Source organism: Sanguibacter sp. Leaf3 (genome assembly GCF_001425965.1).
GTDB classification, from domain to species: Bacteria; Actinomycetota; Actinomycetes; order Actinomycetales; family Cellulomonadaceae; genus Sanguibacter; species Sanguibacter inulinus.
The window spans coordinates 43,121-56,611 of sequence record NZ_LMRH01000001.1 but is presented as its reverse complement, the minus strand read 5'-3'; the positions used below and the strand labels follow the sequence as shown (position 1 = coordinate 56,611).

Genomic DNA, 13,491 nt, shown 5'->3' with positions numbered 1-13,491 from the left:
GATTGCGCGGAGCCGCGGGCGACCAGCAGGTCTCGCTGCGGGCCGCTCTCCTCGGGCAGAGGGCTAGGTCCTCGGGCGACGTCTCAGTCCTCGGGTGACGTCTCAGTCCTCGCGGTGCGCGTCCCACCAGTCGAGGACGCGGATGCCGTGCAGCGTGAGCCACCTCGACGGTTCCCCGGCCGGCACGTCGACCTCGAACCACACCCGCCCGGGGTGGCGGCGCTCCTGGGTCCACGTCCCGTCGGGCTGGCGCGCTGCCCGGACCACCTCGACGGCCTCGGCGAGGCGCGGGTCGGGCGGTTCGGCGTCGTGCAGCGACGCCGAGCGAAAGTGGTCGAGGGCGTGGAGCACGCTGTAGAAGGACCTGAACGGGTACGCGAAGCGCGTCACCCACGGGGCGATCGGCTCCCCTGTCGAGAGCCTGCGCAGCAGGTGCCGCTCGAGCAGGTACTCCTCCCCGGCGCGCCGGGCCGCCCGCAGCGAGGCCCCGAGCTCCGGGGGCGTCCCTGGGACGGCTGCCTTCTCGTAGCCCAGCAGCCCCTTGACGGCGTTGAGCGTCGAGTGCACCGAGGACCGCGTGGCCCCGTCGACCCACTCGCAGTTCCAGCCGCCGTCGGCCAGCTGGTGCTCGACGAACCACCGGGCGATCCCCGAGACGTCAGCCCCGAGCCACGCGCCGTTCTCGAGGGTGAAGGCGTTGATGCACACGTCGACCTCGCCGCCCCAGTACGGCAGGTCGTCGTACTCCCAACGGCACACGGCGTCGAGACGCTCAGCGGTCCCGGCGAGGACGTCGGGGTCGAGCCCCCACGCGCGCAGCGACACGAGGGACCAGGTGGTCGCGGTCCACGGCTGCCCGGCGCCCGGGGCCGCCTCAGGTCCCTGGAAGTCGAAGCCCGCCGGGAAGAACGCGCCCCCGGCCCAGCGCCCGTCGTCGTCCTGGAGCGCGAGCAGACGGGCCCCGTAGCCCTCGGTCGCGACGCGCGCCCGCGTGGGTTCCCACACGGCCGGAGGCGCACCGGCGAGGTCGCGCTCGACCTGCCAGCGCAGGGCGGGGTCGGAGTCGAGCAGCCACGGCAGGAGGTCGTCGTCGATCGCCATGCGGGCGACGCTACCCCTCGCCCGTCGCCGCGACGAGGGGGCGGGTGGAGCCGCTGGTCAGGGGGATGACGGGGGTCTCACCCCGGGATTCACCCTGGACCTGAGCGCATCTCAAGGTGGCGCTGGTGCCATGGATCGGTGCCCCGTCCTGAGCGGCACGCCTTGCCTCAGCCGGTCGGCTCGACCGGCGAAAGCCCCCGGAGCACCTCATGCCGCACCCTTCCACGCCCCTGCCCGGACTCTCCGTCCGCCCGACGCAGGACGGGAGGGGGCGACGCCGCGCCCGGACCGTCGCCGTGTCGATCATGCTCGCGCTCGTCGGGCTGACGCTGCCACCCGTGGCGGCCGTCGCGGCCGACGAGCCGGCCGTGAGCCAGACGCTCGCACCGAGCCCCGCACCGGCGCCGGCTCCCTCGACGACCACCGACGAGACGGGGACGGCTCCGGAGGGAGCCGTGGACACGCAGTCGGCCGACGAGCCCGCACCTGCCGCGACCGAGGCCGAGGCCCCGGGAACCACCGAAGGCACCGAGGGCACCGAGGGCACCGACAGCACCGACGCCCCGGCCCAGCGCCAGGGCGCGGTCACCGCTGCGGACCTCCCGACGAGCCAGGTGAACGTCACCAAGACGAACGACGTCGTGGGTGCACTCACCCCCGGCAAGGAGTTCACCTACCAGATCACCGTCAAGTGCTCCGGCCTCACCGTCGACTGCGTCGACGAGACCGTGACCGACGTGCTGCCCGCGGGCCTCGACGTGACGAGCCTGCCGCCCTCGACCCCCTCGCGGACCGTCACCTACGACGAGACGACCCGTGAGCTCACGGTCCAGTTCGTCGACGCGCTGCAGGAGCCCGTCGGCGAGAAGGGCCTGACCGCAGGCTCGGCCGTCAACCTCACGATCGGCATGCGCCTGCCGGCCGACACCACGCTGCTCGACGGCAGCACGGTCTCGAACACCGCTACGGTCGTCGCCGAGAACGCCGAGCCGCACTCCTCGACCTCCGACCTCGTGGTCTCCGTCCCGCGCGTCGTGACACCCGTCGCGACGAAGCGCTGGGACAGCCCCGCCAACGTCGCGGGCACGGGGTCCACGAGCACGATCGTGCTCGGGGTCCGCAACACCTCGTCGACCTCGGCCGAGGTGACCGAGCTGTCCGTCAGCGACAGCACCCCCGCGACCTTCGAGCACTTCGACCTCACCGACGCCACGCTCCTGGCCCTCCCGGCCGGCGCGACCACGGCCCAGCTCTTCGTGGTCGTCGACGGCGCCGAGGTGCCGGCCGGCCAGCTCACGGCCCCCGGTGCCTTCGACCTGCCCGTGGGCGTGGACGCGACCGCCGTCACCGGGGCGCGCATCGCCTTCACCGCAGGCGGGGCCGCGCTCCCCTACGACGCGACCGGCGGGTCTGTCTCCCTCGACATGGTCCTGCGCGACACGCTCCGCTCGACAGGCGAGCCGCTGCGCCCCAGCAGCCGGATCATCGTGGACAACTGCGCTGTCCCCGGCGCCGTCGACGCCGTCGCAGGTCCGTCGGCAGGGACGCAGGTCTGCGCGAGCACGCAGATCCTCCCCGACACCCTCGTCCTCGGCGCGACCAAGGACTACTTCCCCGACACCGACGCCAGCTACACCGAAGACACCGGTGAGCACGCCGTGATCGGCCACGACTCCCCGGTGACCGCGATCGTCTCGATCACCAACCGGTCCCCCTTCAAGATCGCCGAGATCGTCGTCCGCGAGCCGCACAGCGCGCCCGTGGGCTCCCCCGACGCGAGCGAGCTCGAGAAGCTCGACGTCTCGCAGGTGCGCTGGGTGCTGCCGCAGGGCGGCACGAGCGCCCAGGTGCTCGTCACCTACGCCGACGGCACCATGACCGAGCAGACGTACACGGCCGACGGCAGCGCCCCGACCGCGGCGGGCAAGCGCGTCACCGGTGTGACCATCACCTACACGGGCCGCGACGCCGACGGGAACGCCAGCATCGCCGAGGGCGCGACGGCCCGGCTCGGCATCCACGGCACGCTCAACGACCTCGTGACCGACGACGACCTGGCCGACGGCACCAGCCCCTTCGTCCTCAACGTCGCCGGGTACACAGGATCAGCCGGCCGCACCGACAGCACAGGCACCACCTCCGGGACTGTCTCGGGGCACCTCGAGGTCGAGACCGCGAACCCGAGCCTCGGCGGCACCAAGACCGTCGGGCAGACCTCGGTCCCCGAGGACCAGCCGATCCCCTTCACGCTGCGGGTGGTCAACAACGGCAACATCGCCCTCGTCTCCCCGGTCGTCTCCGACCCCCGCACCGAGCCTGACGGCACCCCCGTCGCGGCAGGCAACCCCTTCGACTCGCTCCGCCTCACGAGCGCCTCGGTCGACAAGTCCGCCAGCACCCCCGGGGTGACCATCGAGGTCTACGACCCCGTCACCGCGGCCTGGGGCGCGTACACGGGCGTCGCAGCCGACGTCCTCGAGCGCGCGACAGGCGTCCGCGCCCGGATGGACGGAGAGCTCACGCCCACCAAGGGCTTCACGCTCAACCTGCGCACCGAGCGCCGTCCCGGTGTCCCCGACGGCGTCGTCATCACCAACTGCTACACCCCGACCGCGGGCGGCTACGTCGGCACCGAGGCGTGCTCCCCGCAGATCGAGACCGGCCCGGCCAACGACGCCGGGTCGCTCAACAAGTCGATCGCCCCGGCGACGCTCCCCGAGTGGGTCCCCGGGCTCTCCCAGCAGACCGCGACGGTCACTCTGACGGCGCGCAACACCGGCAACATGAGCATGAAGTCGCTCCAGATGACCGACGAAGACCCCGACTTCTTCGACGCGGTCGACTTCCGCACCTTCACAGGGCTCCGCATGCCGGCCGGCGCGGACCGCGTCCAGGTCGACGCCTTCTCCGGCGGCGCCTGGGTGACAGGCACGCCGCGGACCACGGCGGTCCTGCCGAACGGCGTCAGCGCCGCGTCGGTCACCGGGCTGCGGGCCACCTTCACGTTGACGAGCACCGTCAACGACGGCTACATGCTCACGCCGTGCGAGGACACCATGTGCTCGGGCCGGCTGCTCTTCACGGTCAGCCCGCGCCAGCACCCGCGCAGCGACGCCACGGCTGAGGTCCCCGCGACGCTGACCAACACTGTCAGCGCCAGGTACCACACCTTCCTCAACCCGGTCTCGGGCGACCCCCGCGAGATCGACCCCGTCGACGCGACCCTCGCGCTCGTCGAGGGGACGTCGAGCATGGCGGTCTCCAAGACGCCGAACTCGTCGATCGAGCCGGGTGAGGTGGCCCCCTTCAGGCTCACCGTGCGCAACACCGGCACCTCGAACATCAGCGACCTCGTGGTCAAGGACCTCCTGCCCGTCGGGCTCGAGCTCGACGAGAGCTTCGCCGGCTACGGCGGGCAGCCTTTCAAGGTCGTCGACGTGACGGTCCCCGCAGGGACGCCACCCGTGCCCGCGCCGGTCTTCACCGCGACACCTGACGGCGAGCGCACAGCGGGTCTCGCCTGGGACTTCTCGACCAGCGCCGACGGCCAGCCGTGGGTCCTGGCCCCGAGCGCGCGCCTCACCATCGAGATCCAGGTGCGCCTCGAGCCCGGAGTGACGACCAACCAGGTCATCACCAACACCATGGGGGCGACCGGGACCGGCCCGTCCTTCACCTGCGACGCCGCGTCCCAGACCGACGGCGCCTTCGGCCCCGGCACGTACTGCACGGCGAGCGCCGGTGTGACCGTCAAGGGCGGAGCCGCGTTCAGCGCCCGCAAGTGGGTCGCCGGGACCGTCGACCTCGGCTGGTACAACACCCGGACCAAGACCGCCGTCGCGGTCGGCGGACCGCAGTGCCCGTCGCGCGTCGGCCCCGACGGCGTCGTCTACACGGCCTTCCCGTGCATCGCGCTCGTCAACCCGGGCGACCAGTTCCAGTACCTGCTGCGCCTGGTCAACGCGGGCACCGAGTCCGCGACGAACATGCGGATCGTCGACAGGTTCCCCGTCCAGGGGGACACCGGCGTGATCCTCGACCAGTCCCGCGGGACACAGTGGACGACGCGTCCGACGCTCGCGACCGAGCCCGTGCTCAGCGGCCCCGGCGCGATGACCACCCGGTACACGACCGAGTCCACGATCTGCACCTCCGACCTCGACATGGGTGGGGCGGGCTCCTCCGCGCCACAGTGCGCGGGATCCGAGTGGGCTGCGCCCTTCTCCCCCGACGTCACCGCGGCGTCGATGGACCTCACCTTCGCGACACCGCTCGTGCCGGGTGGCGCCGTCGACATCACCTTCGCGATGACCTCCCCGGTCGACGCGACCGAGGTGGCCAACCCCTCGGTCGCGTGGAACTCCTTCGCGCACGCCGAGACGACCCAGCGCGGCGGGGGCTCGTACGTGCTGCCCTCGACCGAGCCCATCCAGGTGGGTGTCGGCCTGATGTTCGGCAGCCTCGAGATCTCGAAGGAGATCGGTGAGAACCCCTACGGTCTCGCCCTCGACGACGTCGACTTCGGCGTCCGCGTCGTGTGCACGGTCGACCCCGTCGGCGGCGACGTGACCACGGTCCGCGACGAGACGCTCTCGGTCTCCGTCGACACCCCTGTCCGCGTGGACGGCATCCCGTCCGGTGCCGAGTGCGCCGTGTGGGAGACCGACCCTCGCGGCGGCGCCGGGGACGCGACCGAGGCGGACCCCTTCAGGGTCACCATCCCCGCGGACCCGACGAGCACGACGGCTCCCCAGCAGGTGCGGATCACCAACGACTTCTCGACCACGCGCCTCGCGCTCGTCAAGGACGTGGTCGGCAAGGCCGCACCGTACGCGCAGACCACCTACCCCGCTGCCGTGACCTGCACCTACGGCGGCGCGCCCGTCGCGGGCTTCGACCCCCTCCAGGTGACGGTGAGCTCGCTCGAGCCGACCGTCGTCGACGTGCCCTCGGGCGCGGAGTGCTCCGTCCTCGAGACCGACGCCGGCGGAGCCTCGAAGGTCACCTACGGCGAGGACGCGACAGACGACGTCTCCAGGCCGACACCCACGGCCGTCGGCGAGGTCGCGACCCTCGCGATCGTCAACGAGTTCCGGGCAGGCTCCCTCGTCGTCGCGAAGGACTTCACGGGGCCGGGCGCCGACGGGCTGTCGGCTGGGCCGTTCACCTTCTCGGTGGTCTGCTCCCTCGACGGCCGTGCCGACGTCGTCTCGTCCGAGCTGGTCGTCTCCGGTGACGGCTCGGGCACGACGCTCTACTCCGAGCCCCTCGACGGGCTCCCCGTGGGCGCCGAGTGCGTGGTCACCGAGACGGGCACCGGCGGGGCCGACACCGCCCCCGCACCCGTCACGGTGACGATCCCCGACGCTGTCGAGGGCCTCGAGCAGACTGTCGTCGCCGGCTTCACCAACGTGTTCTCGGCCGCGACGCTCGACCTCACCAAGGTCGTCGACGGCGACGCCGCCGACTCCGAGGCCGTGCGTGACGCGGAGTTCACGGTCCTGGTCACCTGCCAGGTCGAGGCCTCTGACGGGACGATCCTCACGATCGGGTCGGCCTCGACGCAGATCCGTGGTGGCGAGACGCTGCGTCTCGTCGACGCCGAGGGCGCCGACCTGCTGCTGCCGAACGGTGCGCACTGCTTCGCCGCGGAGACCGAGACCGGTGGCGCGACGACTGTCACCATCGACGCCGACTCCTACGAGACCGCCGTGGTCGTCGGCACGAGCGACGAGGTGCAGGAGATCGGCCTGACGGTCGTCAACACCTTCACGACGCCGCCCGAGCCCGTCGAGCCGACGGGCCCGACCGACCCGTCGGTCGACCCGTCGACCCCGACAGGACCCGGCTCCACCCCGGGTGACGGAGGCGTCCCGGCTGCCGCGGGCGGCCTTCCCGTGACGGGTGCCGACGTGGTGTGGATCAGCGTCGTCGCGCTGCTGCTCGTCTCTGCGGGCGCCGTGCTCGTGGTCCGTCGCCGCCGCACGGCCGACGCGAGAGGTGAGACGCAGGGCTGACACACCCCCGCCCCCCGCGGAGGCCCGGAAACCGACAGACGTCGGCCTCCGGGCCTTCGTCACGTCCGGGCCTTCGTCACGTCCGGGCCTTCGTCACGTCCGGGCTCCCCGCCGCGACGCGACAGCCACGAGGAGGCAGACTCGACGGAGAAGCCACCAGACCACGAGGAGGAGCCCCATGACCACCATCGCCGTCACCGGCACGACAGGTGCTGTAGGCGGGGCCGTCGCCCACCTGCTCAGCGAGGCCGGCCTCGAGCAGCGTCTTGTCGTCCGCTCGCCCGATCGCGCTCCCCAGATCCCCGGCGCCCACGTCGTCCAGGCGTCCTACGGGGACACCGAGGCCTCCGACGCGGCCCTCGCCGGCGTCGACGTGCTCTTCATGGTCTCCGGGGCCGAGAGCGCCGAGCGCCTCGACCAGCACAGGGCCTTCGTGGACGCCGCCGCCCGCGCCGGTGTCCAGCACGTCGTGTACACGTCCTTCCTCGGGGCGTCGCCGACAGCCGTCTTCACGCTCGCCCGCGACCACTGGTACACCGAAGAGCACATCCGGGCCTCCGGGATGGCGTACACCTTCCTGCGGGACTCGTTCTACCTCGACTTCCTGCCCATGCTCGCGGGCGAGGACGGCGTGATCCGCGGGCCTGCCGGGCAGGGACGTCTCGGGGCTGTCGCCCGCGAAGACGTCGCCCGGGTCGCCGCGGTCGTGCTGCAGGACCCGGCGTCGCACGCCGGCCAGACCTACGAGCTCACGGGCCGCGAGGCCCTGAGCATCCCCGAGGCCATCGAGGTGATCCGCGAGGTGACCGGCCGCGACCTCGCCTACGTCGACGAGACCGTCCCGGAGGCCTACGAGTCGCGGCGCGTCTACGACGCCCCCGACTGGGAGGTCCACGCCTGGGTGTCGACCTACACGGCGATCGCCCAGGGCGAGCTCGCGACGGTCACCGACACCGTCGAGCGGCTCACCGGCCGGCCGCCGCTGACGCTGCGCGAGCTGCTCAGCCAGCAGGCTGGCTGAGCAGCAAGGCGGCGGACTGGCCGGTGAGGTGTGGCGGCGCACTGGCCGGTCAGGTCCGGCGGCGGACTGACCGGCTGGGTGCGCCGTGGAGGCGGGCTGGCCGGACAGCTGCGGAGGGCTCGCGCGGGCGAGCGCCTCTCAGCTGTACGACGCGGCCAGGCGGCGCAGGCCCTCGTCGACCGAGACGGCCGGCTCCCAGCGCAGGTCGCGGCGGGTGCGGCGCTGGTCGAACCAGTGCGCCGTCGACAGCTGCTCGGCGAGGAACCGCGTCATCGGCGGCTCGTCGGCCCCGGGGCGGATCTTCCACCCGGCCTCGACGGCCGAGCCTGCTGCCCGGGCTACCGAGGCCGGGACGCTCCAGCGCGGCGGCTCGACGCCCGCAGCGCGGCAGATCCCCGCGAGGAGCTCGGCGACGGGCCGTGGCTCACCGTTGGTGATGACGTAGGCCTGGCCGTGCACGTCGTCGACGGCGCGCAGGGCCGCGACGATCGCGCTCGCCGCGTTGTCGACGTAGGTCGAGTCGATGAGCGCGGCGCCGTGCCCGAGCAGGGGGAGACGTCCCGCGCGGGCCCGCTCGACGACGCGGGCGACGAGCTGGGTATCCCCGGGGCCCCAGACGAGGTGCGGTCGGACTGCGACGACGCGCATGACCGAGCCCGCGCTCCCTGGCCTGGACCCGTCACCGAGAGCCGCCCCGTCGCGGGCGAGGGCCAACAGCTCGGCGGCGGCCTTCGTGCGGGCGTAGTCACCACGGGCGAGCGCAGGGTCCGCAGGCCCGGCGTCGTCGCCGACGATCGAGTCGCCGTGGTGGGCCACCGACGGCGACGACACGTGCACGACGCGCTGCACCCCGGCGGCCTGCGCGGCGTCGAGCAGCGTCCGGGTGCCACCGACGTTGACCCGCTCGAAGTCGGCAGGGTCACCGGCGAGCGAGACCTTCGCGGCGAGGTGCACCACCGCGTCGACGCCCGCGACGGCACGAGCGACGACCTCCGGGTCGGTGACAGAGCCCAGCACGTCGGTCGCCCCTGGCGTGCGGCTCGGCGTCCGCTGGAGCGTCCGCACGGCGTAGCCGCCCGCGAGCAGCTCGCGGACCACGGCACGGCCGAGGAACCCGCTCGCCCCCGTGACGAGGACGCTCTGGTCGGCTGGCGTCGCGGGCTCGGTCATGGGGTGGTCATCCGTCCTCCGGAGAGCACGTCCTCGGCCCAGGCGGCCAGACGGCTCCGGTCGATCTTCGAGTTGTGGCGCACGTCCGTCGGCAGGTCAGGCACCACGAGGACGGCGGCGAGAGGCTCGGAGACCCGCGCCCTGACGTCGTCGGCGACGTCGTGCGGCGCGAGGCCAGGGCGGCGGGTCCGCTCGACGGTCTCGACGACGGCGACGAGCTGCTGGGTCCCGACGGGCCCGACGCCCACCACACCGGCGCGCGCGACGAGGCTCGACGACTCTGCGGCCTGCTCGGGTGCCACGGGCGTCACCACACCGTCGGCCGTGACGACCACGTGGGCGAGGCGACCCTCGACCCACAGGCGGCCGTCGGCGTCGAGGTGCCCGACGTCGCCGGTCCGGTGCCAGCGCTGACCCTCGGGTGCCGGAGGGCCGTCGACGCGGCGGCTCGCGCGCTCGGTCAACCACAGCCTGTCGTAGCGGTCCTTGACGTGCGGTGCGGCCACGACGATCTCGCCGGTGACGTCAGGGGTGTCGCCGAGCTCGCCGGTCGCCCGGCCCTGCTCGTCGAGCGCGACGACCCGCACCGTCGCCGTCACGACGGGACGTCCGACGCACACGCCGCGCCCGCCGCTCGCCTCGGCGGCGCGGATCTCGTCCGCGGTCACGTCGGTGAGCAGCAGGCCCTCAGTCATGCCGTAGGGCGTGTGGGCCGTCGCAGCGGGCATGAGGCTCTCGGCGGCAGCCAGCAGGCTGCCCGAGACGGGCGCCCCGGCCGAGAGGAAGGTCTGCACCCGGGCGAGCGCCGCACGGTCCTCGTCCGTGAGGTCGCCCGAGGTCGCGACGACGTTCGCGATCGCGGCGGGCGACAAGAACAGCGTGGTCGCGTCGGCTGCCGCGACAGCCGCGGCCGTCGCCTGCGCCGTGAGCGTGCTGGGCGACGTGACGTCCATGTCCGGGGTCACCGAACGGGCACCGAGGGCCGGGCCGAGCAGCGCGAAGGGCGCAAAACCTGCGACGAGGCCCGATCCGGGGCCGATGCCGTAGCGCTCGGCGAGGGCGTCACGGACCGCCGACAGCTGGCCGTGCGCGTAGACGACCCCCTTGGCGGGTCCGGTCGACCCCGAGGTGAAGAGGACCGCTGCGGTGTCCTCGGGCGAGGGCACCGGGGCGAGCTCCGCGAGGGTCGTCCCCTCGAGGGCGCGGGCGCCGAGCGCCGCGACGTCGAGCAGGCTGCGCGTGACGCCGAGGGCCCGCGCTGTCGGCGAGGGAAGCACCGTCGTCGAGATCTTCACGCCGGGCCAGCCGAGGGCGCGGGCGGCCGAGAGCCCCGGGAGCGCGCCGATCACGTAGGACGGGCGGGCGCCGCGGACCGCACGCGTCAGACCACGCAGGCCGAGTCCGGCGTCGGCGACCACGACGACGGCGCCGATGCGCACGCAGGCGTAGAGGACGGCCGTGAGGTCGGCGCCGGGCGGCACGAGGAGGGAGACACGGTCCCCCGGGCGGACACCGAGGGTCAGCAGACCGGCGGCGATCTCGTCGACCCGTCGCGAGAGCAGACGCCAGCTCACGGTGCGCGGTCCGGCACCTGAGGACGGGGCCATCTCGACGAGGACGGTGTCGTCGCTGTCGCGCAGGTCCTCGAGGTTCTGCCACAGGGGTGCGGTGGTCCAGGCTGCGGTCGCGGTGGGAGCCGCGGCGCCAGGAGCAGGGACGCTCGCAGCAGCGCCGTCCACGGGCTCGGCCGCACGCTCCGCGGTGAGGTCTGCGAGCCACGTCAGCACGGCGCCCGCGTAGTCGACCTCTTCGGCGATCATGTGGCCGGCACCCTCGAAGCGGTGCACGTCGAGCTGGGGCAGCCTGTCCATGAGGTCGTCGAGGTAGCGGTCGCTGAAGATCGGGTCGCGCGGGCCCCAGAGCGCGAGGGCGGGGACCGTGAGGCTGCGCAGCCCCTCGGCGATCCTGTCGAGCTCGGCGTGGCTGGGGTGCGTCTCGTCGACGGGGATGTCCGCCACGAAGGCACCGATGCCGCCGCGGCGGTCGGCGCGCAGGTAGGGGGCCATGAAGCCATCGCGGACCTCACGGCTCAGCGCGGGCCGGGCCAGGGCGAGGGTGGTCGCGAGGAACCCGGGGGTGCTGACCGTCGCGCGGCCGAGCACGGGGCCCTGGAGGGTGAGGCGCAGCAGCGCGGGGATCGGGTCGGACTCCGGCTGGTGCACGGCGGTGTTGAGGACCGTCGCCGCGAGCAGGCGCTCCGGGTGGTCGACGGCCCAGCCGAGCGACACGACGCCGCCCCAGTCGTGACCGAGGGTGACGACGGGTCCGTCGAGGCCGAGGGCCGTCGTCAGGGCGTCGAGGTCACGGACGCGCTGCGGCAGGCCGCGCGGGCTGCCCGTGCGCTCGGAGAACCCCATGTCGAGCTGGTCGACGGCCACGACGCGCCACACGTCGCCGCCGGCCTGAGCCTGCTCGGTCGCTGCGGAGAGCAGGCCGCGCCACAGGTAGGACCACGTGGGGTTCCCGTGCACGCAGAGGATGGTGCCGATCGGCTCCGACCCGGACTGCTCGAGGCGCGAGAGGTTGTCCAGGACGTGCCAGGTGCGCCGCGCTCCCTCGCTGTCCGGTGCCTCGACAAGGCGCGACCACGCCGGGTCGAGCCCGTCGAGGGCAGGGGGCAGCACGGCCGCCGACGTGGTGGACGCGGCGGCTGGGAGCGAAGGGTTCACCAGGTGATCTCCATCATCGAGGTGTTGAGGCCCGAGCCGACGCCCATGAGCAGGACCCTGTCGCCGGGGGCGAGGGTCGAGGACTGCTCGGCGAGGGTGATCGGGATGGACGCCGGGCCGACGTTCCCGTACCTCGGGTAGGTGGTCGGGACCTTCGAGCGGTCGAGCTTGGCAGCCTTGACGATCGCGCTCGTGTGGACGTCGGACACCTGGTGCAGCACGTAGCGGTCCATCGCGGACCAGCTCCACGTGTCCTTGGCCTCCTGCCACGCCGCGACGACCAGCTCCATGCCGCCCTTGAGCAGCGCCTTGGTGTCGGTGTACATGCCGTTGACCGAGCCGACGCACACGTCGTGGAACTGGGTCGCGGCTCGCGTCACGCCGCCGAGGATGCGGTGCCCCGAGGGGTGGGAGTCGGCCGGGCCGAGGATCGCCGCAGCAGCGCCGGAGCCGAGCGTGAGGCTCGCGAACTCGTTCATGAAGTCCGAGCGCTTGGTCTCCGGGCGGTTGAGCCGCTCGATGGTGTTGTCGTTGACCTCGTCGGCGTCTTCGCCGTCGATGATCATCGCGTAGCGGATCTGACCCGAGTCGATCATGTGCGCGGCGACGGTCATGCCGTTGATGAAGCCCAGGCACGCGTTCGCGATGTCGAAGTTCATGGCCGACGACGGCAGACCCAGCCCGTTGTGCATGCGCACGGCGACCGAGGGCTCGAGGTGGGGACGGGTCACCGAGGTGTTGATGATCAGCCCGATGTCGGAGGCCGAGATGCCCGCCTCGGCGAGAGCCTTCTCACCCGCGGCGATCGCGGCAGACTCGAAGCTCTGGTCGGCGGCCCAGCGGCGGCGCTCGTGGACCCCCGCGACGCGCTGCAGCAGACCGCGCGGCATGCGCAGGCGCTTGAGCGTCTCGGCGAGACGGTTGTCCATCTCCTCCGAGGTCGTCACGACGTCCGGCACGACCGTCGCGACCGACAGGAGCGCCACGTTCTGGTGCTTCGATGTTGCGTTGCCGTTCACGTTCGCGTTCCTGTCGTTCGTGTGGGCGGGCCACGGGCCGGGATGCTCATCGTGCGTCCGTCGGCCGCGCTCCGCATGTTCGGGGTGGACCGGCCGCGGGCGCGCGAGCACCGCGCACGGTCGTGTCCTGAAGGCCCCGAGCCCCTGGCGGGGTCGACGGGTCCACCCTCTATGATCCACCAGCCGCGCGGCGCAGGCTCCGCGAGCCCAGGTGTCGACCGTCACGATGCCCTGGTTCGAGCCGGTTCTTCACCCTCTGCGCACCAGATCCGCCCGGATGTGCTGTGAGAGAAACACGTCGGCAGACCGGTCGTAGGCCGCTGCGGGTGTGGCGCACGCCACCTCCCAGGCGGTCGGGAACACCCTCTCGGCGGCTCACGCTGCCCCTCGACCGGCCGATGAGAGGCGTATCCGGCCTCGACCGTCCAGGTCGA

6 protein-coding genes are annotated in these 13,491 nt (G+C 73.0%); 2 read left to right on the top strand and 4 right to left on the bottom strand.

The genetic code is table 11. From position 1 onward, the window contains the following. Positions 1-102 precede the first annotated feature (102 nt). Complete coding sequence (locus ASG53_RS00260; RefSeq protein WP_056126992.1) at positions 103-1,101, bottom strand: hypothetical protein; 999 nt, start codon at positions 1,099-1,101, stop codon at positions 103-105. Positions 1,102-1,310: 209 nt separating this feature from the next. On the opposite strand from ASG53_RS00260, the gene ASG53_RS00255 reads away from it, so the two are divergent. Then, positions 1,311-7,118 (top strand): DUF5979 domain-containing protein, encoded by a 5,808-nt coding sequence (locus ASG53_RS00255; protein WP_156382612.1) that lies wholly within the window; start codon positions 1,311-1,313, stop codon positions 7,116-7,118. A gap of 178 nt (positions 7,119-7,296) precedes the next feature. Continuing rightward, positions 7,297-8,139 carry an SDR family oxidoreductase gene (locus tag ASG53_RS00250; RefSeq protein WP_056126987.1) on the top strand — a complete coding sequence of 281 codons (843 nt, stop codon included), beginning with the start codon at positions 7,297-7,299 and terminating at the stop codon, positions 8,137-8,139. A gap of 138 nt (positions 8,140-8,277) precedes the next feature. On the opposite strand, the gene ASG53_RS00245 is transcribed toward ASG53_RS00250, so the two are convergent. The 3 genes from ASG53_RS00245 to ASG53_RS00235 are packed head-to-tail and all read right to left on the bottom strand — an operon-like array spanning position 8,278 to position 13,057. After that, positions 8,278-9,309 carry an NAD-dependent epimerase/dehydratase family protein gene (locus ASG53_RS00245; protein ID WP_056126986.1) on the bottom strand — a complete coding sequence of 344 codons (1,032 nt, stop codon included), beginning with the start codon at positions 9,307-9,309 and terminating at the stop codon, positions 8,278-8,280. Further along, positions 9,306-12,038: an alpha/beta fold hydrolase gene (locus tag ASG53_RS00240; RefSeq protein ID WP_056126984.1), complete on the bottom strand. Its 2,733-nt coding sequence runs from the start codon at positions 12,036-12,038 to the stop codon at positions 9,306-9,308. The genes ASG53_RS00245 and ASG53_RS00240 overlap by 4 nt, the downstream gene beginning before the upstream one ends. Beyond that, positions 12,035-13,057, bottom strand: a complete 1,023-nt coding sequence (locus ASG53_RS00235) for a 3-oxoacyl-ACP synthase III (protein ID WP_056126981.1) — start codon at positions 13,055-13,057, stop codon at positions 12,035-12,037. The genes ASG53_RS00240 and ASG53_RS00235 overlap by 4 nt, the downstream gene beginning before the upstream one ends. Between the last annotated feature and the right edge of the window lie 434 nt (positions 13,058-13,491).

Bases quoted from the DNA above. Each gene is read 5' to 3' on its own strand.
- ASG53_RS00245 (WP_056126986.1), bottom strand. From the start codon at position 9,309: ATGACCGAGCCCGCGACGCCAGCCGACCAGAGCGTCCTCGTCACGGGG.
- ASG53_RS00255 (WP_156382612.1), top strand. From the start codon at position 1,311: ATGCCGCACCCTTCCACGCCCCTGCCCGGACTCTCCGTCCGCCCGACG.
- ASG53_RS00260 (WP_056126992.1), bottom strand. From the start codon at position 1,101: ATGGCGATCGACGACGACCTCCTGCCGTGGCTGCTCGACTCCGACCCC.
- ASG53_RS00250 (WP_056126987.1), top strand. From the start codon at position 7,297: ATGACCACCATCGCCGTCACCGGCACGACAGGTGCTGTAGGCGGGGCC.